The organism is Rhizobium sp. CCGE531, from assembly GCF_003627795.1.
Taxonomy (GTDB): Bacteria; Pseudomonadota; Alphaproteobacteria; order Rhizobiales; family Rhizobiaceae; genus Rhizobium.
Genome location: NZ_CP032684.1, coordinates 476,244 through 494,249, shown reverse-complemented (window position 1 = coordinate 494,249; position 18,006 = coordinate 476,244). Strand labels below are relative to the sequence as shown.

General features: G+C 60.7%; 20 protein-coding genes. 13 read left to right on the top strand and 7 right to left on the bottom strand.

The features are described from left to right. Positions 1-54 precede the first annotated feature (54 nt). Together CCGE531_RS02445 and cysK are read left to right on the top strand one after the other, a co-directional pair. Positions 55-672 (top strand): LysE family translocator, encoded by a 618-nt coding sequence (locus CCGE531_RS02445; RefSeq protein ID WP_120666408.1) that lies wholly within the window; start codon positions 55-57, stop codon positions 670-672. 136 nt (positions 673-808) lie between these two features. After that, positions 809-1,777: a cysteine synthase A gene (cysK, locus tag CCGE531_RS02440; RefSeq protein ID WP_120662757.1), complete on the top strand. Its 969-nt coding sequence runs from the start codon at positions 809-811 to the stop codon at positions 1,775-1,777. Positions 1,778-1,871: 94 nt separating this feature from the next. Here the strand turns inward: cysK and CCGE531_RS02435 are convergent, their stop codons facing one another. From CCGE531_RS02435 to CCGE531_RS02420, 4 genes are all read right to left on the bottom strand, one after another. After that, entirely contained in the window at positions 1,872-3,404 is a 1,533-nt protein-coding gene (locus tag CCGE531_RS02435) for a YifB family Mg chelatase-like AAA ATPase (protein WP_120662756.1), read from the bottom strand. Positions 3,405-3,599: 195 nt separating this feature from the next. Continuing rightward, positions 3,600-4,547 carry a glutathione synthase gene (gshB, locus tag CCGE531_RS02430; protein WP_120662755.1) on the bottom strand — a complete coding sequence of 316 codons (948 nt, stop codon included), beginning with the start codon at positions 4,545-4,547 and terminating at the stop codon, positions 3,600-3,602. Between the two features lie 92 nt (positions 4,548-4,639). Then, a complete protein-coding gene (locus tag CCGE531_RS02425) occupies positions 4,640-5,143 on the bottom strand; it encodes a cupin domain-containing protein (protein WP_205586463.1) in 504 nt (167 codons plus the stop codon). Positions 5,144-5,239: 96 nt separating this feature from the next. Then, positions 5,240-6,235 (bottom strand): endonuclease/exonuclease/phosphatase family protein, encoded by a 996-nt coding sequence (locus tag CCGE531_RS02420; RefSeq protein ID WP_120662753.1) that lies wholly within the window; start codon positions 6,233-6,235, stop codon positions 5,240-5,242. A 482-nt stretch (positions 6,236-6,717) separates the two neighbouring features. On the opposite strand from CCGE531_RS02420, the gene CCGE531_RS34110 reads away from it, so the two are divergent. Continuing rightward, on the top strand, positions 6,718-7,182 hold the full coding sequence (locus tag CCGE531_RS34110; protein ID WP_162943838.1) for a hypothetical protein: 465 nt from the start codon (positions 6,718-6,720) through the stop codon (positions 7,180-7,182). Between the two features lie 148 nt (positions 7,183-7,330). Here the strand turns inward: CCGE531_RS34110 and CCGE531_RS02415 are convergent, their stop codons facing one another. Both CCGE531_RS02415 and rsmI read right to left on the bottom strand, forming a co-directional pair. After that, complete coding sequence (locus CCGE531_RS02415) at positions 7,331-7,711, bottom strand: YraN family protein (RefSeq protein WP_205586462.1); 381 nt, start codon at positions 7,709-7,711, stop codon at positions 7,331-7,333. Then, positions 7,704-8,612, bottom strand: coding sequence for a 16S rRNA (cytidine(1402)-2'-O)-methyltransferase (gene rsmI, locus CCGE531_RS02410; protein ID WP_120662752.1), 909 nt, complete (start codon positions 8,610-8,612; stop codon positions 7,704-7,706). Before rsmI ends, CCGE531_RS02415 begins: the two co-directional genes overlap by 8 nt. Before the next feature lie 252 nt (positions 8,613-8,864). Here rsmI and dnaN point away from each other — a divergent pair, with 252 nt between their 5' ends. The 7 genes from dnaN (at position 8,865) to CCGE531_RS34105 (ending at position 13,994) form a co-directional block, all read left to right on the top strand. Next, positions 8,865-9,983: a DNA polymerase III subunit beta gene (dnaN, locus tag CCGE531_RS02405; RefSeq protein ID WP_120666404.1), complete on the top strand. Its 1,119-nt coding sequence runs from the start codon at positions 8,865-8,867 to the stop codon at positions 9,981-9,983. Between the two features lie 269 nt (positions 9,984-10,252). Next, positions 10,253-10,846 carry a phospholipid N-methyltransferase PmtA gene (gene pmtA, locus CCGE531_RS02400; RefSeq protein ID WP_120662751.1) on the top strand — a complete coding sequence of 198 codons (594 nt, stop codon included), beginning with the start codon at positions 10,253-10,255 and terminating at the stop codon, positions 10,844-10,846. 8 nt (positions 10,847-10,854) lie between these two features. Then, a complete protein-coding gene (locus CCGE531_RS02395) occupies positions 10,855-11,442 on the top strand; it encodes a histidine phosphatase family protein (RefSeq protein ID WP_120662750.1) in 588 nt (195 codons plus the stop codon). Position 11,443: 1 nt separating this feature from the next. Continuing rightward, positions 11,444-12,136 (top strand): orotidine-5'-phosphate decarboxylase, encoded by a 693-nt coding sequence (pyrF, locus tag CCGE531_RS02390; RefSeq protein WP_120662749.1) that lies wholly within the window; start codon positions 11,444-11,446, stop codon positions 12,134-12,136. A gap of 27 nt (positions 12,137-12,163) precedes the next feature. After that, positions 12,164-12,451 (top strand): DUF1330 domain-containing protein, encoded by a 288-nt coding sequence (locus tag CCGE531_RS02385; protein WP_120662748.1) that lies wholly within the window; start codon positions 12,164-12,166, stop codon positions 12,449-12,451. 111 nt (positions 12,452-12,562) lie between these two features. Further along, a complete protein-coding gene (locus CCGE531_RS02380; RefSeq protein ID WP_120662747.1) occupies positions 12,563-13,543 on the top strand; it encodes a complex I NDUFA9 subunit family protein in 981 nt (326 codons plus the stop codon). 286 nt (positions 13,544-13,829) lie between these two features. Continuing rightward, complete coding sequence (locus CCGE531_RS34105; RefSeq protein ID WP_162943837.1) at positions 13,830-13,994, top strand: hypothetical protein; 165 nt, start codon at positions 13,830-13,832, stop codon at positions 13,992-13,994. A gap of 70 nt (positions 13,995-14,064) precedes the next feature. Here the strand turns inward: CCGE531_RS34105 and CCGE531_RS02375 are convergent, their stop codons facing one another. Continuing rightward, on the bottom strand, positions 14,065-14,865 hold the full coding sequence (locus tag CCGE531_RS02375; RefSeq protein ID WP_120662746.1) for an undecaprenyl-diphosphate phosphatase: 801 nt from the start codon (positions 14,863-14,865) through the stop codon (positions 14,065-14,067). Positions 14,866-15,013: 148 nt separating this feature from the next. Here CCGE531_RS02375 and CCGE531_RS02370 point away from each other — a divergent pair, with 148 nt between their 5' ends. From CCGE531_RS02370 to CCGE531_RS02360, 3 genes are all read left to right on the top strand, one after another. Further along, positions 15,014-15,706 (top strand): glutathione S-transferase family protein, encoded by a 693-nt coding sequence (locus CCGE531_RS02370; RefSeq protein ID WP_120662745.1) that lies wholly within the window; start codon positions 15,014-15,016, stop codon positions 15,704-15,706. Between the two features lie 111 nt (positions 15,707-15,817). After that, entirely contained in the window at positions 15,818-16,975 is a 1,158-nt protein-coding gene (gene queG / locus CCGE531_RS02365; protein ID WP_120662744.1) for a tRNA epoxyqueuosine(34) reductase QueG, read from the top strand. After that, positions 16,975-17,847, top strand: a complete 873-nt coding sequence (locus CCGE531_RS02360; protein WP_120662743.1) for an SDR family oxidoreductase — start codon at positions 16,975-16,977, stop codon at positions 17,845-17,847. Before queG ends, CCGE531_RS02360 begins: the two co-directional genes overlap by 1 nt. Positions 17,848-18,006 lie beyond the last annotated feature (159 nt).

The following is an 18,006-nucleotide window of genomic DNA, read 5'->3' as shown; positions in this document are numbered from 1 at the left end:
TGAAAACGCAAAGGTGGTGCGATAGAGCAGGCGCTATCTGAGGAGGAAATGGCCATGACGCTCGCATCCCTGCTCGCCTATTGCGGCGCTCTCTTCGTCGCGGCCGCCATTCCCGGCCCGGGCATCACGGCAATCGTCGCGCGCGCGCTCGGCTCCGGCTTTCGCGAGACCTTCTTCATGGGCCTCGGCCTCGTGCTCGGCGACACCATCTATCTGACTGCGGTCATTCTCGGTCTCGCCTTCGTGGCGCAGACCTTCACCGAGATCTTTATTGTCATCAAGATCGCCGGCGCTCTCTATCTCGGCTATATCGCCTGGAAACTCTGGACGGCCGGTCTGCTCGCCGCCGATATCGCGGCCAAGAAATCGAATGGTGCCGGCATGTCCTTTCTCTCGGGCCTATTGGTGACGCTCGGCAATCCGAAGACCATGCTTTTCTATGTTGCGCTCGTGCCGACGCTGATCGACATCGGCAGCGTCGGCCTGCGGGAATATGCGACGCTGGTAGCGGCAACCTTCGTCGTTCTCCTGATCGTACTCGTTCCCTATATGCTGCTTGCCTCTCGAGCCCGAACCTTCCTCAAAAAGCCGAGAGCGCTGCAGATCCTGAACCGGGTTGCGGCCAGTATCCTCGCCGCCACGGCCGCCTTCATCGCGGCGCGTGCAGCCTGAAATAAACATCCCAAAAGAAAGGCCATGGGAGATTCTTTTCTCACGGTCGACGCGGCGACACAGGGTGCACACTCTGGTTTCCGCAGGCGTTTGATCCTATTGTCACTGCATAATTCAAATGTAGGGAGAGCTACCCATGTCCGACACCCGCAAACCCGGTCGCGGCCGCGTCTATACCTCGATCACCGAGACCATCGGCGACACGCCGATCGTCCGTCTCGACAAGCTGGCGAAGGAGAAGGGCGTCAAGGCCAACCTCCTGGCAAAGCTCGAATTCTTCAATCCCATCGCCTCCGTGAAGGACCGCATCGGCGTCGCCATGATCGAGAGCCTGGAATCGCAGGGCAAGATCGCCCCTGGCAGAACCGTGCTGATCGAGCCGACCTCGGGCAATACCGGTATCGCGCTCGCCTTCACCGCGGCCGCAAAAGGCTACCGGCTGATCCTCACCATGCCGGAGACCATGTCGATCGAGCGCCGCAAGATGCTGGCGCTGCTCGGCGCCGAACTGGTGCTGACCGAGGGGCCGAAAGGCATGAAGGGCGCCATCGCCAAGGCGGAAGAGCTGGCTTCTACGCTGCCGGACGCGATCATTCCGCAGCAGTTCGAAAACCCGGCCAATCCGGAAATCCATCGCAAGACGACAGCCGAGGAAATCTGGAACGATACCGAAGGCAAGGTGGATATCTTCGTTTCCGGCATCGGCACCGGCGGCACGATCACCGGCGTCGGCCAGGTGCTGAAGGCCCGCAAGCCCGATATCAAGGTCATTGCCGTCGAGCCGACGGATTCGCCGGTTCTTTCCGGCGGCAATCCCGGCCCGCACAAGATCCAGGGCATCGGTGCCGGCTTCGCGCCGAAGATTCTCGATACCCATGTCTACGACGAGGTGGTCACCGTCAGCAATGACGAGGCCTTCCAGCATGCCCGTCTTGTCGCCAAGCTCGAAGGCGTGCCGGTCGGCATTTCCTCCGGCGCCGCGCTGGCAGCAGCCATCAAGGTCGGCCAGCGCCCCGAAAACGAAGGCAAGACCATCGTCGTCATCATCCCGTCCTTCGCCGAGCGCTATCTCTCGACGGCACTGTTCGAAGGCCTTGGCGGCTAAAAGAACCTGCCATCGGATTGAATTAGAAGGGGTGCTTCGGCGCCCCTTTTTTCATTCAGGCAGGCCGGAGACGGCGCCACCTGAACCTGGAATTTCAAGCATGCGCGGCCAGCCGCTCGCCGGCAATACGGTAGGAGATGGCTTCGGCGAGATGGATGCGCCCGACGGTCGGCTTGTCATCGAGATCGGCAAGGGTGCGCGCGACCTTGAGGATGCGATGATAGCCACGGGCCGAGAACTTCATCTTCTCGGCCGCATCGCGCAGCAATTGCAGCCCGGCGGCATCCGGTTCAGCTATGGTTTCGATCATCGCGGTCGAGCAACGCGCGTTGGTCGAAATGTTCTTTACGCCGGCCCTTTCGAAGCGCTCCCGTTGCCTTTCGCGGGCGCGGGCGACGCGGAGCGCAACATCCGCGCTCTTCTCCGCCGTTGCCGGCCGGATCAGGTCGGCGGCCGATACCGCCGGCACATCGATGCGGATGTCGATACGATCCAGCAGGGGGCCGGAAATGCGGCCCTGATAATCGCTAGCGCAGCGTGGACCACGCGCGCAGGTGTGGCCTGGTTCCCCGGCCATGCCGCAGCGGCACGGGTTCATCGCCGCCACGAGCTGGATGCCGGCCGGATAGGAGACGCGGTGGTTTGCCCTGGCGATGACGCATTCTCCGGTTTCGAGCGGCTGGCGCAGCGCATCGAGTGCCTGCGGCGAAAACTCCGGCAGCTCATCCAGGAAAAGGATGCCATGATGAGCGAGCGATGCCTCGCCCGGTCTGGCGCGCATGCCGCCGCCGACAAGGGCCGCCATGGTGGCCGAGTGATGCGGCGCGCGATAGGGTCGCCGGTCGGAGAGCTTGCCGCCGGAAAGCTGGCCGGCGATCGAATGGATCATCGACACTTCCAGCAGCTCGTGGGTCGACAGCGGCGGCAGGATCGACGGCAGGCGCGAGGCGAGCATCGACTTGCCGGAACCGGGAGGTCCGACGAAAAGCAGATTATGTCCGCCGGCCGCCGCGACTTCCAAGGCGCGCTTGGCGCTTTCCTGACCCTTGATATCGGCAAGATCGGGCAGATTGGCAGCATTGGCGCGAACGGATGGTTCCGGCCGCGACAGGACTTGCGTGCCGCGAAAATGATTGGCGAGCGCGATCAGGCTGCGCGGCGCCAGAATATCGATCTCCTTGCCGGCCCAGGCGGCTTCCGGCCCGCTTTCGGCCGGGCAGATCAGCCCCTTGCCCATGGCGTTCGCGGCGATCGCCGCTGGAAGCGCGCCGGCTACGGGCGCGATCGTACCGTCGAGATTGAGTTCGCCGATGACCGTATAGGATGACAGGGCATCGGCCGGGATCGCGCCGAGCGCCGCCATCAGGCCGAGCGCGATCGCAAGGTCGAAGTGACTACCCTCCTTAGGCAAGTCCGCCGGTGCGAGATTGACCGTGACCTTCTTCGGCGGCAATGCGAGGCCGGAGGCATGTAGCGCTGCCTGGACCCGCTCCCGGCTTTCGGCCACAGCCTTGTCCGGCAGGCCGACGATATGCATCAGCACCTTGCCGGGCGCTATCATCACCTGCACCTCGACGGGTACGCCCTCAATGCCCTGAAACGCCACCGTACTGACGCGCGCTACCATGCCCTATCCCCTGTCGCCGAACCCGTTTGCCGTTACGTGCCCCGATCAGCAAACTTCGGGTTGCAATCTGGCATAAGACAAGGAATGAAACAAGAACAATAAACGAACAAAAACCTCACCCAGACATGTCTAAATCATCGACGTGCCTGGATGAATGCTATTGCTCAGCCGAAAAGCATGGTGGGCATCCGCCGCTCAGACCCGCTTGGATTCGATCGCATCCCAGAGCAGGCTGGCGATATCGGCGCCGCCGAAGCGCTTGACTTCGCGCAGGCCGGTCGGCGACGTCACGTTGATCTCGGTCATATAGTCGCCGATGACGTCGATGCCGACGAGCAGGAAGCCGCGCTCCCTGAGGGCCGGTCCGATGCGCTTACAGATTTCCTGTTCACGCGTCGTCAGCTCGGTGGCTTCGGCGCGACCGCCGACATGCATGTTGGAGCGGGCGTCATGCTCGGCCGGCACGCGGTTGATCGCGCCGACCGCCTCGCCGTCGACGAGGATAATGCGCTTGTCGCCCTTGCGCACGTCGGGCAAATATTGCTGGGCGATGAAGGGCTCGCGGAAGAGCTGGCCGAACATTTCAAGCAGGGACGAGAGATTGCGGTCATCGCGCGTCGAGTGGAAGACGCCGGCGCCACCATTGCCGTAGAGCGGCTTCAGGATGATATCGCCCATCTCGTCGCGGAAACGGCGGATTTCGCCGGCATCGCGGGTGATCAGCGTCTTCGGCATGAGGTCGGCAAATTCGGTGACGAAGATCTTTTCCGGCGAATTGCGCACCCAGGCCGGATCGTTGACGACGAGTGTCTTCGGGTGGATGCGCTCGAGCAGATGCGTCGAGGTGATGTAGGCCATGTCGAATGGCGGGTCCTGGCGCAGCAGCACCACATCCATGGTCGAGAGATCGACACGCTCCGGTTCACCGAGCTCGAAGTGATCGCCCTTGACGTCGCGCAGGATCATCGGCTCGACGGAGGCATAGACCTTGCCGTCGCGCATGCTCAGCCGCTCGGGCGTATAGTGGAAGAGCTTGTAGCCACGGTTCTGCGCTTCGAGGCTCATGGCGAAGGTGGAGTCGCCCGCAATGTTGATGCTCTTCACATGGTCCATCTGGACCGCAACATTCTTGATACCAGCCATAGTCAGCCCTCGCTCAAATTTGCGCACAGATGTAGGTCGGCCCGCATCCAAACGCAACGGCTATTCAAGGGCTTTGGTCAGGCACAGGATGCTCAGGCGGCAAGACCCTGCGCGCCGCCCTGGCGGACGAAGTTGCGCAGGCGATAGGCCATGGTCAAAGGCTTCGGGAACGGCTTGCGCAAAAAGGCGACCTTGCGCAGATAGCGATCGATGCGCCATGTCGCCCAGGTGCCGCCGGCGAAATAGGCGACGTCGCCGGCGTTCAGCGTACGCTCGATGCCGTCTTCCGTGGTGATATGCACCTCGCCTTCGAGGATCATCACCGTTTCGTCCCACCCGAAATACCAGCGAAATTCACCCGCCGTGCAATCCCAGAGCGCGGTCATGGCGGCATCGTCCTGCCCGCGCGAATGCTCGGCGATGCGGGCAACCGGATTGCCCGCCAGGATCCAGGATGGCTCGATCGGCGACGGTTTCATTTCCATTTCGTTGCTGGCGCCAACCACGAAGCTTTTCGACCGCGGCAGCGCGACCACGACCGGCACGGCACGCGCGGCAAAGGCCGCCATGCTCGCCAACATCAGTTTCAAGACCATGCAATCCCCCAATTCCATGCGCGTCTGCGATCTCATCGCATGGAAGAGGTAACGGCACGGTTCAGGAAAAGCCTCGCATTTTAACGATTGCAGCAATCAGGCGACAAAACCCTCGATGGTGCAGACAATCATGTCGTGATCGGACAGCGGCTTGCCTTCCTCGTTCAGCGAGGAAACGAGATGGCTTTCGCTGATCCTCAGACCCCGGCTCAGGAACCAGTCGAGTTTCATGGCGCGATCGGGAAAGCGGGTGATGAGGCTCGGGCGCGTACTCGTCTGATCGAGCGGCCCACCATGGCATTCGAAGCCGCGGCTCTCCGCCATGGCGAAGAGAGTATCGGTCGAGAAGTCGCCGCCGGTGTGGTTGCCGGTGTTGAGATCGCCGCCGATCAGGATCGGAAGGCCCGGCGCAAAGGCTTCGACGGCGTCGATCAGCACCGCCATCTGCCGCTCGCGATAGGCGGCGGTTGCGACACTTTCGAGATGGACCGAAACGGCGACGAAAGGACCGGCTTCGGTTTCGACGATGGCGCCGACAGCGCAACGATCGCCGATGCGCGGCTGCTCGTTGCCGTCATTGAACCAGACGGCCTTGCCCGGCAAGCGGAAGAGGAAAGCATCTTTCAGGGCAACGGAAGCCATCAGGGCGTTGCCGTGAAAACCCTTTTCGTTGAAGTCGTCCCGGCAGTAGGAACGCTCGATTTCGGAACCGAGGCTGAGTTCCAGGAACTCGACGCCATAGGCGTAATTCATGCCGAGTTCAACGGCGACGACGGCGGTCGGATCACGCTGCTCGGTGCGGGCCATGCCCTCATCCATCTCCGAAAGCAGGACCAGTGACGCTCCGGTTGCGCGCAGCTTGGCCGCGGCTTCCTCCGGAAACAGGCAGCGCTCGAGGTTCCATGCAGCGACCGTGAAGGGGAAGGACAAGGCCCCGACTTTGGCTTCAATGCCACCGATCCGCACCGTGTTCATGCAGGTAAGCGACGCCAAGATAGCGGCATGAATGGCCGGCGTTTTTTCGAGCGAGATGAAGCTTTTGCGCTCATCCTGCGAAGGGACGGAGAAGGCGGAAACGGTGCTGCGGATCATGGCGTGGCCTATTGAGATGGGAAAAGCGAACGGCCCCAGCTGGAGCGAACCGCGTAAAGTCATAGGGGCATAAGCACGTTTTATGACGCTGCTGTGATGGCTGAATTGTAAGTTGTTGGGTGTGATGGGTCAGCCAACGATCCTTCGCTCGGGCAAATAGATCCAGAATATTGGCCAAGTGCTGCCCGCCGAGCTTGACCTCAATGTCCCTCCCATAGAATCCATGACCAACAGATCTATTCAGTATGCCATAGGTTCACAGTTACTTACAGAAACATAAAAATACAAAATGAGCGCTTAACGCCAATGTAAGTTTATACTTAAATTTAAAGCCGATATAACCTTGATGTCTCGATCAGCATTATTTATATAAATTTGTTTAACCTTAAAATAAATTTAGAACATACTACGAATAGCAAGGAAAATTTCCTCGAATTATCACGTTATATATAAAATTTCTTGACTTCCGTCGACCAGGGAAGATGATGCCGGTACTCATTCAAACGGGGGCGCTGATGAGTAACAGCCGGGACCGAGGTGGATTTCTGTCCACACTGACAGGTAGGATTACCGCGATTACTGCGGTAGTAGCCGCACTATCGGGTCTTGTCGGCGCCGTTAAGGATTTCCCGTTTATTGCCTGGGTGCGCGGCAACTCTATTTCCTCCATGCAAAATGATTGTCTTGAGCCGTATAGGTGGCGTCTTGCTGTCGAAAGCGACCACGTTTGCGTCACCGATGATACATTTCTGCGGGTGCTTCAGGACAACCAGCGCGCAGCTTCTCGGCGCAATTCCAACGGTGGCCCTTACGGAGCAGATACATGTTTGTCCGGTTATGTTTTTCGCGATGCCTTTCCGGGAGATCGCATTTGCGTTGAACCGGAAACACGCTACGCCACCATGATTGACAATCAACAAGGACCATTTCGCAAGAAGCAGCCATAAAGTTGACAATAGACATCGGGCACGGAAGAAGCGTGCGAGAATGCAAACCTTGGCAACTTGCGACGCGAGTTGCAGGCAAAGCGACGCGCAGTGTGAAGCATCGCCCGCCTTGCCGGTTTTGACCTCATCCAAGAATTAACGGCTATTTCTAGAAAGCATCCGGAAAATGCTGTGGCCAGCGGCCAGGCAGCATGGCAACGATATCGTAGCGTTGCGACAGACAGGCGAAATCCGGCTGCCGCGCCAGCCACAGGTCGCTGGCGGCGCGGATGCGTCGCTGTGACGAGAAGGAAACGGCGTCGATCGCCTCCTGCGCGCCGCGCCGGGATTTGACCTCGACGAAGATGGCGAGATCGCCCTTGCGCGCAACGATATCGATTTCGCCGAGCTTGGTGCGGTGGCGGATGGCCAGGATGCGATAGCCCTTGAGCATCAGGAAGGCCGCCGCGAAATATTCGGCGGCATGGCCGCGTCGCCAGGCTTTTTGCCGCTTCAGCCTTTGGCTTGCGTCAGGCCCCATGTCAGCCATGGGGCTCCTTCATGTCGAGCAGCCGTTGATAAAGCTCCTTGCGCGGCAGGCCGGTAAGGCGCGCGGCTTCGGTTGCCGCCTTGGCCGTCGGCATCGTCCCTGCGAGATCGGCCAGGATGGCACCGACATCGGCCTCCGTCGCAACGCTTTCCGCCGGCGGGCCGACGAGCCAGACGATCTCGCCTTTTACATTGTCAACGGCATCATAGAATGCTGCGAGTTCGGAAAGCGTGCCACGGCGGAATTCCTCGAAGGTCTTCGTCAGCTCGCGGCAGACGGCACCGGCTCGCTCAGCCCCGAGCACATCGGCGGCGGCGGCAAGCGTGGCGGCAATGCGATGCGGCGATTCAAAGAAGATGAGGGTCGCGGGGACGCTCGCAAGTTCTGCCAGACGGTCGCGCCGGCCCTTGTCCTTGGCGGGCAGGAAACCGGCAAAGAAGAAAGCGTCGTTCGGCAAGCCGGAACCGACGAGGGCCGCAAGCGGCGCCGAAGCGCCGGGAATGGGAACGACCTTGTATCCCGCCTCGATCGCCTGCCTTGCAAGCCGGTAGCCGGGATCGGAGACGAGCGGCGTGCCGGCATCGGACACCAGCGCCACCGACCGGCCACCTTCCAGCGCCTGCAGCAGCCGGGGACCGGCCTCATCGGCATTGTATTCGTGATAGGCATAGGGCTTGTTCTGAATACCGTAGCGATCGAGCAGAACGCGGGTGACGCGCGTGTCCTCGCAGGCCAGCACATCGGCGCCGGCCAGCGTCTCCAGCGCCCTCAGCGTGATATCGCCGAGATTGCCGATGGGGGTGGCGACAAGGTAGAGCGCCGGTTCGAGGGGACGGGCCGGAATCTGGTTGTTGTGCAGGCGGAAACTGCGCGTCCCGCTGCTTGGATGCTCTTCGTTCATGCCGGTCCTGAATTCGCTTGGGATTCACAAGCCTTTATGGGCGAGGCAAGAGCGGACGGCAAGAGCGGTGCAATTCCTGTGAGCATTGTCGGCCAAATGTTCGATTGGCGCTCGACAAAGGGCTTATGCCTCTTGCATTCGGATGCTGAAGTCTGCCAAGTTGCCTGTCCAATCTTTCGGGCCTTGTCCGAAAACCAGTCGCTCGGGCGCCTCGGGCCGCCCGGCAAGTCACGGTCGAAAGCGGTAGCATCCATGCGTATTACAATTGAGCGGTCGAACCTCCTGAAGTCGCTGAACCACGTGCATCGCGTGGTCGAGCGTCGCAACACGATCCCGATCCTGTCCAACGTGCTGCTGAAGGCCGAGGGTACAAGCCTCGACATGAAGGCAACCGATCTCGATCTGGAGATCACCGAGGCGACGCCCGCCAATGTCGAGCAGCCCGGCGCCACAACCGTACCGGCGCATCTGCTCTACGACATCGTGCGCAAGCTGTCCGACGGCTCGGAAGTGCTTCTTGCCACCAATGCGGACGGCAGCTCGATGACGGTCGCCTCCGGCCGCTCGAAGTTCTCGCTGCAATGCCTGCCGGAATCGGATTTCCCGGATCTCACTGCCGGCAGCTTCAGCCATTCCTTCAAGCTGAAGGCGGCCGATCTGAAGATGCTGATCGACCGGACGCAATTTGCGATTTCCACCGAGGAAACGCGCTACTACCTGAACGGCATTTTCTTCCACACGATCGAGAGCGGCGGCGATCTGAAGCTCAGGTCCGTCGCCACGGACGGTCATCGCCTGGCCCGCGCCGATGTCAGCGCGCCTTCCGGCTCCGAAGGCATGCCCGGCATCATCATTCCCCGCAAGACGGTGGGCGAGCTGCAGAAGCTTGTGGACACACCGGACACGATCGTGACCGTCGAGGTTTCCGACGCCAAGATCCGCCTGACGATCGGCTCCATCGTCATGACGTCGAAGCTGATCGACGGCACCTTCCCCGATTACCAGCGCGTCATCCCGGCCAACAACGACAAGGAAATGCGCGTCGATTGCCAGAGCTTCGCACAGGCTGTCGACCGCGTCTCGACGATTTCGTCGGAGCGTGGCCGCGCCGTGAAGCTGGCACTGTCGGATGGGCAACTGCTCCTGACGGTCAACAACCCCGATTCGGGAAGCGCGACGGAAGAAGTCGCCGTCGGCTATGAGATGGACCCGATGGAAATCGGCTTCAATGCGAAGTATCTGCTCGACATTACCGCGCAGCTTTCCGGCGATGCGGCCGTGTTCCTACTTGCCGATGCCGGTTCTCCGACGCTCATCCGCGACACCGCCGGCGACGACGCGCTTTATGTGCTGATGCCGATGCGCGTCTAGAGCATGATGCCGAAAAGTGTCAGGGGATTTCGGACGACATCACGCTCTACTTCTTTGATTTTAGAGCCGGATGATTTAGGTCGAACAGACCTAAATCATCCGGCTCCAGCGAAACCAAAGCGCCCATTCATGCGTTTATACAACGCAAGGGCGCTTTTATTTGATCCTTTGTGAATTGCGACATTTTCTCTTGTTATTGCGTCATCGCATTGCAAGATTTTAGAGAAGCGGTATGTAGGTCGCGACCGTAACATCTGGTGGGGGAGAACATGGCGCTGCGTCTCAAGGAACGGCTGGGCAAGAAATTCGACGAGGAGATCCGTTTCTTCAAAGGCATGATGCAAGGGCCGAAGACTGTGGGGTCGATCGTTCCCACCTCATCGATCACAGCCCGCAAGATGGCGAGCGTCGTCAACACGCAATCCGGCCTGCCCGTGCTGGAACTCGGGCCGGGAACCGGGGCCATCACCAAGGCGATCCTGGCACGTGGCGTCGAGCCGCAAAACCTCGTCGCCATCGAATATTCGACCGATTTCTACAATCACCTCGTGAAGCTTTATCCCGGCGTCCATTTCATCAATGGCGATGCCTTCGATCTCGATACGACGCTTGGCGTGCTGCGCGGCCAGACCTTCGATTCCGTCGTGTCGGGCATCCCTCTCCTCAATTTCCCCATGAAGGCGCGCGTCGAATTGCTGGAAAGCCTGCTGGATCGCATGCCGCAAGGCCGTCCGGTGGTGCAGATTTCCTACGGGCCGGTTTCGCCGATCATCGCCAAGCCGGACCGCTACCATATCCGCCACTATGATTTCATCGTCCGCAACATTCCGCCGGCCCAGCTCTGGGTCTACAGCCGCGGCTGAGGCAATTCATGTACGCTCTTTATATTACGCACCCGCAGGTGCGCATCGATCCCGCCGTGCCCGTGCCGGAGTGGGGCTTGTCCGAAATAGGCGCCGAGCGGGCGCGGCGGGCGGCGAGCGGACCATGGGCAAGCAAGCTTGGCCTGATCGTCTCCAGCGGCGAACGCAAGGCGATAGAAACAGCCGAGGCTCTGGCAGCAGCAAGCGGCGCGCCGATCGAAATCATCGAGGCCACGCACGAAAACGACCGCAGCGCCACGGGCTTCCTGGCCCCGCCGGAATTCGAGAAGGCAGCGGACTGGTTCTTCGCCAATCCGCATGAAAGCTTCAAGGGCTGGGAACGAGCCATCGACGCGCAGGCGAGGATCGTCTCCCATGTCGACACCGTTCTTTCGCGACACGATCCGCTGGTGCCGATCGCCTTCGTCGGCCATGGTGGCGTCGGCACGCTGCTGAAATGCCATCTGGAGGGGAAGCCGATCGCGCGGCAAGGCGACCAGCCTCCCGGCGGCGGCAATCTTTTCTGTTTCGACCTTGCGAAGCGCGTCGTCTCATGCGACTGGACACCCATGGAAGACTGGATGGGATGGGCTTGATATGACCGCACGCGACCGCTTGATCGTTGGACTGGATGTTCCAAACCTTCAGGAGGCCGAAAAAGTGGTCGGTGCCCTCAGCGACGATATCCTCTATTACAAGATCGGCTATCAGCTCGCCTTCGCCGGCGGCCTGGAATTCGCGCGCGATCTCGCCGCTGACGGCAAGAAGATCTTCCTCGATATGAAGCTGCTCGACATCGACAATACGGTGGCCTCCGGCGTGGAGAACATCGTCAAGATGGGCATGTCGATGCTGACGCTGCATGCCTATCCGAAAGCCATGAAGGCGGCCGTCGAAGCGGCCAAGGGATCGGACCTCTGCCTGCTCGGCGTCACCGTGCTGACCTCGATGGACGAAGGGGATCTCATCGCCGCCGGTTATGAATATGATCCGCATACGCTGGTGCTGCGCCGGGCCGAACAGGCGCATCTCGCCGGCATGGGCGGCATCGTCTGTTCAGCGGAGGAGTCCGCCGCGGTCCGCAAGATCATCGGGCCAGATATGGCGCTGGTGACCCCCGGCATCCGGCCAGTCGGCAGCGACAGGGGCGACCAGAAGCGGGTGATGACGCCGGCAGACGCCATCAAGGCCGGATCGAGCCATCTCGTCGTCGCAAGGCCGATCGTCAAGGCGGCCGATCCGAGGGAAGCCGCACGCGCCATCCTCGCCGAGATGGACGCCGCACTCTAAACCACCAGAATACGCAGGGAGGAAAACATGGCAAAGGGATATTGGATCGCGCGCGTGGATGTCCGCGACCTGGAGCGCTACAAGGATTACGTTGCCGCCGCCAAACCGGCCTTCGAGAAATACGGCGCGAATTTCCTTGCGCGCGGCGGTGCATTCACGCCGCTTGAGGGACAGGCGCGCGGCCGGAACGTCGTCATCGAGTTTCCGTCGCTGCAGCATGCCGTCGATTGCTACAATTCGCCGGAATACCAGATCGCCGCCAAAATCCGGCAGCAGGTGGCGGATGCGGAAATGGTCGTCGTCGAAGGGGTTTAAACCCTTTGAAACGCGACGCTGCGATGCAGCGCGATAGCACTTCACCTCGGCGCCCGGATCGGCTAAGACGAAACCAGATCAGCCCAATCAAAGCCTTTCGAGGAGCCTGCCATGACCCTGTCCAACCTCCCGCCGCTCGTTACCGTGTTCGGAGGATCAGGCTTCATCGGGCGGCATGTCGTGCGTGCGCTCGCCAAGCGTGGCTATCGCATCCGCGTTGCCGTGCGCCGTCCCGATCTTGCCGGCTTCCTGCAGCCGCTCGGCAATCTCGGCCAGATTTCGATCGTCCAGGCCAATGTGCGCTACCGCAACTCGATCGACCGTGCCGTCGAAGGCGCGCAGCATGTCGTCAACTGTGTCGGCATCCTTGCCGAAGGCGGCCGCAACACTTTCGATGCCGTGCAGGAATTCGGCGCCAAGGCGATCGCTGAGGCCGCACGCGGCGTCGGCGCTTCGCTGACGCATATTTCGGCCCTGGGCGCTGACGCCAGCTCCGCTTCGGCCTATGCGCGCACCAAGGCTCGCGCGGAAGCCGCCATCCTGTCGATCAAGCCGGATGCGGTAATCCTGCGGCCGTCCATCGTCTTCGGCCCCGAAGACGGCTTCTTCAACAAATTTGCCGACATGTCGCGCACGGCGCCCTTCCTGCCGCTGATCGGCGGCGGCAAGACGAAGTTCCAGCCTGTCTATGTCGAGGATATTGCCGAAGCCGTTGCCCGCAGTGTCGACGGCAAGCTGAAGGCGGGCACAACCTATGAGCTCGGCGGCCCGGAAGTGCTGTCCTTCCGCGAATGTCTCGAGACCACGCTTTCGGTCATCAACCGGAAGAAGTCGCTCGTCTCCATTCCGTTCGGCATCGCCTCGCTCATCGGCTCGGTCGCTTCGCTCGTGCCGCTTATCACCCCGCCGATCACCTCCGATCAGGTCACGCTGCTGAAGAGCGACAACGTCGTTTCCAAGCAGGCGGAAGCGGAAGGACGCACGCTGAAGGGCATCGGCCTGCTGCCGACGCTGCTCGTCTCCGTGCTGCCGTCCTATCTCGTCCGCTATCGCCCGCAGGGCCAGTTCACCGGTTCCGGCAAAGCCGCCTGACGATTCGGCAATTCAGTGAAATACAAAACGCCGCCGGCTCCGCCGAGCGGCGTTTTTCATTGCTCGAAAGCAGCCGCAGACATCTGCGCGCGCCGTAATCGCACTCTGATTCACAGCTTAGCGTTGCCTAAAAGACGCAGTATGAAAATAGTCGCATTAACGTCAAATTTAATATGAACATTTATTGCTATTGCTCATCTCACTGACTAACACAGCCGCGCGTCTCGAGCTTGGACAATGAACCGGTCGTGGCGCGCTTCACACTTCTGCGGAAAGGCATTTTTCGATGGGCAAGTCTATCGCGCTTTTGTTTGCGTGCGCGGCATTGGTGATTCTCGCCGGCTCTTTCGTGGCCCGCGGCAGCATCGCCTCGGTAAAGGGCGAATGTGCGCCGACCTATGGCGTCGATCCCTGCACCACGGGCTCTATCGACACCTCCTCCCCGAACTGATCGGGCACGAAAAAGGCCGGTTCTCACCGGCCTTTGCTTTCTTCGGTTTCTTGATGTCAGGCGATGCGCCTCAGCCGATCGTGTAAAGACCGATCAGGCCGAGCACGCCGACGATGATGCGCCACCATGCGAAGGGGGCGTAGCCGCGACGCGAGACGAAATCGAGCAGTGCCCGGACAACGAGCAGCGCCGAGATGAAGGCGGTAAAGAAGCCGATGACGATCAGCAGTCCTTGATCCATGCTCAGATCGTGACGGCTCTTCCAGAGATCGAGCGCGAAGGCGCCCGCCATAGTGGGCATGGCCAGGAAGAAGGAAAATTCCGCGGCGGAGCGCTTGTCGGCGCCGAGCAGCAGCGCGCCGACGATGGTGGAACCGGAGCGCGAGGTTCCGGGGATCATGGCCAGGCACTGGAAGAAGCCTATCTTGATTGCCATCGGCCAGGAGAATTCATAGGCGCTGGTATATTTCGGCTTGAACTCGATCCTGTCGATGACAAGCAGGACGATGCCGCCGAGGATCAGCGAGACACAGATGACCTTCGGTGAATCGAACAGCACGGTCTTGATGAAATCATGCGCAAGAGCGCCGATGACGGCGGCCGGCAGGAAGCCGAACAGGACGGCCAGCACGAAGTGGCGAGCCTTGACGCTGACGGGCAGTGCCTTGGCGATCTGGACGAGCCGATTGAAATAGACAAGCAGGATGGCGAGAATCGCACCGAGCTGGATCAGAACGTCAAAAGTAGCGGCTTCCTTGAAGCCGAGAAAATGTCCGAGCAATATCAAATGGCCCGTCGAGGAGACCGGAATGAACTCCGTAAGCCCCTCCACAAGGCCCAAAACCAGCGCGATAATAATTTGTTCAGCCATATCGTGTCCTTTGTCAAACGGCAGGGCGGCCCGATTCGCTTGTGCAAACTAGGCCAAGATCCTATAGCTTCAACCGATGACAAATGACTAGGCCGCAGAATAGCGACCCAAAAACTCCGTAGCATCCATCAGAAACACCCGAGTACCAATGCCGACGCTGTATCACCACCCGATGTCATCCTCCTCACGGTTCGTTCGTCTGATCCTGACCGAATACGGCTATCAGACGGAACTGATAGAGGAGCAGACCTGGGAAAAGCGACGCGATTTCCTGGCGCTCAATCCCGCCGGCACCCTGCCCGTCTATGTCGATGACAGCATGCGGGCGCTCTGTGGCGCGACCGTGATTTCCGAATATCTCGACGAAACGCATGGGGTGCTGAAGCGGGATCGCCGGCTTCTGGCCGAAGATCCGTTCCAGCGCGCGGAAATCCGCCGGCTGACGGAATGGTTCATGCAGAAGATGGAACAGGACGTCACGCGCCCGCTGACGCGCGAGCGCGTGTTCAAGCTGCAGATGACCGCCGACCAGGGTGGCGGCGCGCCCGATTCCAAAGTGATGCGCATGGCGCGCGGCAATATCCGCCAGCATATGAAATATCTGTCCTGGCTTGCGGGCTCGCGGCAGTGGCTTGCCGGCGAGCGGCTGAGCTATGCCGATCTTGCCGCCGCGGCCTCGGTTTCCGTGCTAGACTATTTGGGCGAGATCGACTGGACGGAATCGCCGATCGCCAAGGAATGGTACCAGCGGCTGAAATCGCGCCCGTCATTCCGACCGATCCTGGCGGAGCGCGTGCGCGGCGTCACTCCGGTTTCGCACTACGCCGATCTGGATTTCTAGAGCGCTTTCGCATTTCTTCGAACAACGAAAGCGCTCTATCTTTTTTCACGCAATTCCTGTGGGAAAACCGCTAACGCACTTTTCCTGGAATTGCTATGACGAGGGCTCAATATGCCCGATGATCGCGAAACGGAAAAAGCTGACAAGCGGAAAAGCACGCTGACCGCCTTCCTGCGGGAGGAAGCGCGCACCCAAGGCTTCGATCTCTGTCGCATCACCAAACCGGACGCCATTCCCGAGGCTGCCGTCCGGCTTGGCCAGTTTCTCGACAAGGGCCATCACGGCACCATGGGCTGGATGGAGGAGACGCGCGAGAGGCGTGGCGATCCGCGCGTGCTCTGGAGCGAAACCCGCTCCATCGTCGTCTTCGGCCTCAACTATGGTCCCGATGAAGATCCGCGCGGTATCCTCGAGAATAAAGACAAGGCGGCAATCTCCGTCTATGCGCGAAACCGCGACTATCACGATATCATCAAGGGACGGCTGAAGGAGATCGCCACCCGCTTTGCCGCGCGCTCGAAGGAGGACGTCAAGGTCTTCGTTGATACGGCGCCGGTCATGGAAAAGCCGCTGGCGGAAGCGGCGGGCCTCGGCTGGCAGGGCAAGCACACCAATCTCGTCAGCCGTGACTTTGGCTCCTGGCTCTTCCTCGGCTCGATGTTCACCACGGCCGATCTCGAGCCGGACCAGCCCGAGATCGACCATTGCGGCTCCTGCCGGGCCTGCCTCGACGTCTGCCCGACCGCGGCCTTCCCTGCGCCCTACCAGCTCGATGCCCGCCTCTGCATCTCCTATCTGACCATCGAGCACAAAGGGCCGATCGATCCGCAGATCCGGCCGATGATCGGCAACCGCATCTATGGCTGCGACGATTGTCTTGCCGCCTGTCCCTGGAACAAGTTCGCAAGCGCCGCCTCGGAAATGAAGCTGGTCGCGCGGGAGGATCTCAAGGAACCGTCGATCGCCTTCCTGCTTGATCTGGACGACGCGGCCTTCCGCACATTCTTCAGCGGTTCGCCGGTCAAGCGCATCGGCCGCGACCGCTTCATCCGCAATGTGCTGATTGCGGCCGGCAATTCCAGCGAGCGCTCCTTTATAGAGAGATGTCGCGAATTGGCCGCGGACCCCTCGCCCGTCGTGCGCGGCATGGCCGTCTGGGCGCTGTCGAAGCTGATGACGGCTGGCGAGTTCCGTGCATTTGCGGCAGAAAGAGATGACGAGGCGGACGAAGAGGTTCGCGCCGAATGGACATTGGCGGGAGTGGTATGATGCATGTGATGATTTTCGGCTGCGGCTATTCGGGAACGGCCATCGCCAAGGCTTTCGCCGGTTCCGGCGTTCGCATCACCGGCACGACCCGCTCCGCCGACAAGGCCGAGCTGCTGACGAAGGAAGGCATCGAGGCCTTCGTCTTCGATGGCGAGAGGCTCGATCCCGCCCTGGCCGAGGCGATGACCACAGCGACGCATCTGGTGCAGTCGATCGCGCCGGGCAAATCCGGCGATCCGCTGCTGCGGCTGGCGCAGCTCAATCTCAAGGCGCTGATGCCAAAGCTGGAATGGATCTGCTATCTCTCGACCGTCGGCGTCTATGGCGACCACAAGGGCGCCTGGGTTAGCGAACAGACCTCGCTGCATCCGATCGCGGATCGCTCCGTCGAGCGTGTCGAGGCGGAAGACGGCTGGCTGCGCGTCGGCATCAGGCTCGACCTTCCCGTCGCCGTGCTCAGGCTTTCCGGTATCTATGGCCCCGGCCGCAACGCCTTCTGCAATCTGGAAAAGGGCACGGCGCGACGGCTCATCAAGGCGAACCAGGTCTTCAACCGTATCCGCGTCGAGGATATCGGCGCCTGCGCCCGCTTCCTGTCCGAGCACAAGCTTGGCGGCATATATAATGTCACCGACGATGAGCCCGCACCGCCGCAGGATGTGATCGCCGAGGCCGCCCGGCTCATGTGTGTCGAGCCGCCGCCGGAACAGGCTTTCGAAACCGCGGAATTGACGCCGATGGCTCGCTCCTTCTATGGCGAGAACAAGCGCGTCTCGAACAAGAAGCTGCGTTCGCTCGGCTTCGCCTTCCGCTATCCGGAATACCGCATGTCGCTTGCCGAGCTCTGGTCGTCCGGACGATGGCGCGGCTAAAGAGCCGCTCTCCGCGCAGAGAAAAATCGCACGAAAATTCCTACTTAGCCGGCTGGCCTAGTTCAATTTGCTCCGCATTTATGGTTAACGACCTCTAAAATTGCACAAATGCGGCAGCAATTATGGCAAAGCCGGAAAATTATTTTTCCAATTTTCGTG

Coding starts and splice junctions, on each gene's coding strand:
- CCGE531_RS02445 (WP_120666408.1), top strand. CDS start 55: ATGACGCTCGCATCCCTGCTCGCCTATTGCGGCGCTCTCTTCGTCGCG.
- cysK (WP_120662757.1), top strand. CDS start 809: ATGTCCGACACCCGCAAACCCGGTCGCGGCCGCGTCTATACCTCGATC.
- CCGE531_RS02435 (WP_120662756.1), bottom strand. CDS start 3,404: ATGGTAGCGCGCGTCAGTACGGTGGCGTTTCAGGGCATTGAGGGCGTA.
- gshB (WP_120662755.1), bottom strand. CDS start 4,547: ATGGCTGGTATCAAGAATGTTGCGGTCCAGATGGACCATGTGAAGAGC.
- CCGE531_RS02425 (WP_205586463.1), bottom strand. CDS start 5,143: ATGGTCTTGAAACTGATGTTGGCGAGCATGGCGGCCTTTGCCGCGCGT.
- CCGE531_RS02420 (WP_120662753.1), bottom strand. CDS start 6,235: ATGATCCGCAGCACCGTTTCCGCCTTCTCCGTCCCTTCGCAGGATGAG.
- CCGE531_RS34110 (WP_162943838.1), top strand. CDS start 6,718: ATGATGCCGGTACTCATTCAAACGGGGGCGCTGATGAGTAACAGCCGG.
- CCGE531_RS02415 (WP_205586462.1), bottom strand. CDS start 7,711: ATGGCTGACATGGGGCCTGACGCAAGCCAAAGGCTGAAGCGGCAAAAA.
- rsmI (WP_120662752.1), bottom strand. CDS start 8,612: ATGAACGAAGAGCATCCAAGCAGCGGGACGCGCAGTTTCCGCCTGCAC.
- dnaN (WP_120666404.1), top strand. CDS start 8,865: ATGCGTATTACAATTGAGCGGTCGAACCTCCTGAAGTCGCTGAACCAC.
- pmtA (WP_120662751.1), top strand. CDS start 10,253: ATGGCGCTGCGTCTCAAGGAACGGCTGGGCAAGAAATTCGACGAGGAG.
- CCGE531_RS02395 (WP_120662750.1), top strand. CDS start 10,855: ATGTACGCTCTTTATATTACGCACCCGCAGGTGCGCATCGATCCCGCC.
- pyrF (WP_120662749.1), top strand. CDS start 11,444: ATGACCGCACGCGACCGCTTGATCGTTGGACTGGATGTTCCAAACCTT.
- CCGE531_RS02385 (WP_120662748.1), top strand. CDS start 12,164: ATGGCAAAGGGATATTGGATCGCGCGCGTGGATGTCCGCGACCTGGAG.
- CCGE531_RS02380 (WP_120662747.1), top strand. CDS start 12,563: ATGACCCTGTCCAACCTCCCGCCGCTCGTTACCGTGTTCGGAGGATCA.
- CCGE531_RS34105 (WP_162943837.1), top strand. CDS start 13,830: ATGGGCAAGTCTATCGCGCTTTTGTTTGCGTGCGCGGCATTGGTGATT.
- CCGE531_RS02375 (WP_120662746.1), bottom strand. CDS start 14,865: ATGGCTGAACAAATTATTATCGCGCTGGTTTTGGGCCTTGTGGAGGGG.
- CCGE531_RS02370 (WP_120662745.1), top strand. CDS start 15,014: ATGCCGACGCTGTATCACCACCCGATGTCATCCTCCTCACGGTTCGTT.
- queG (WP_120662744.1), top strand. CDS start 15,818: ATGCCCGATGATCGCGAAACGGAAAAAGCTGACAAGCGGAAAAGCACG.
- CCGE531_RS02360 (WP_120662743.1), top strand. CDS start 16,975: ATGCATGTGATGATTTTCGGCTGCGGCTATTCGGGAACGGCCATCGCC.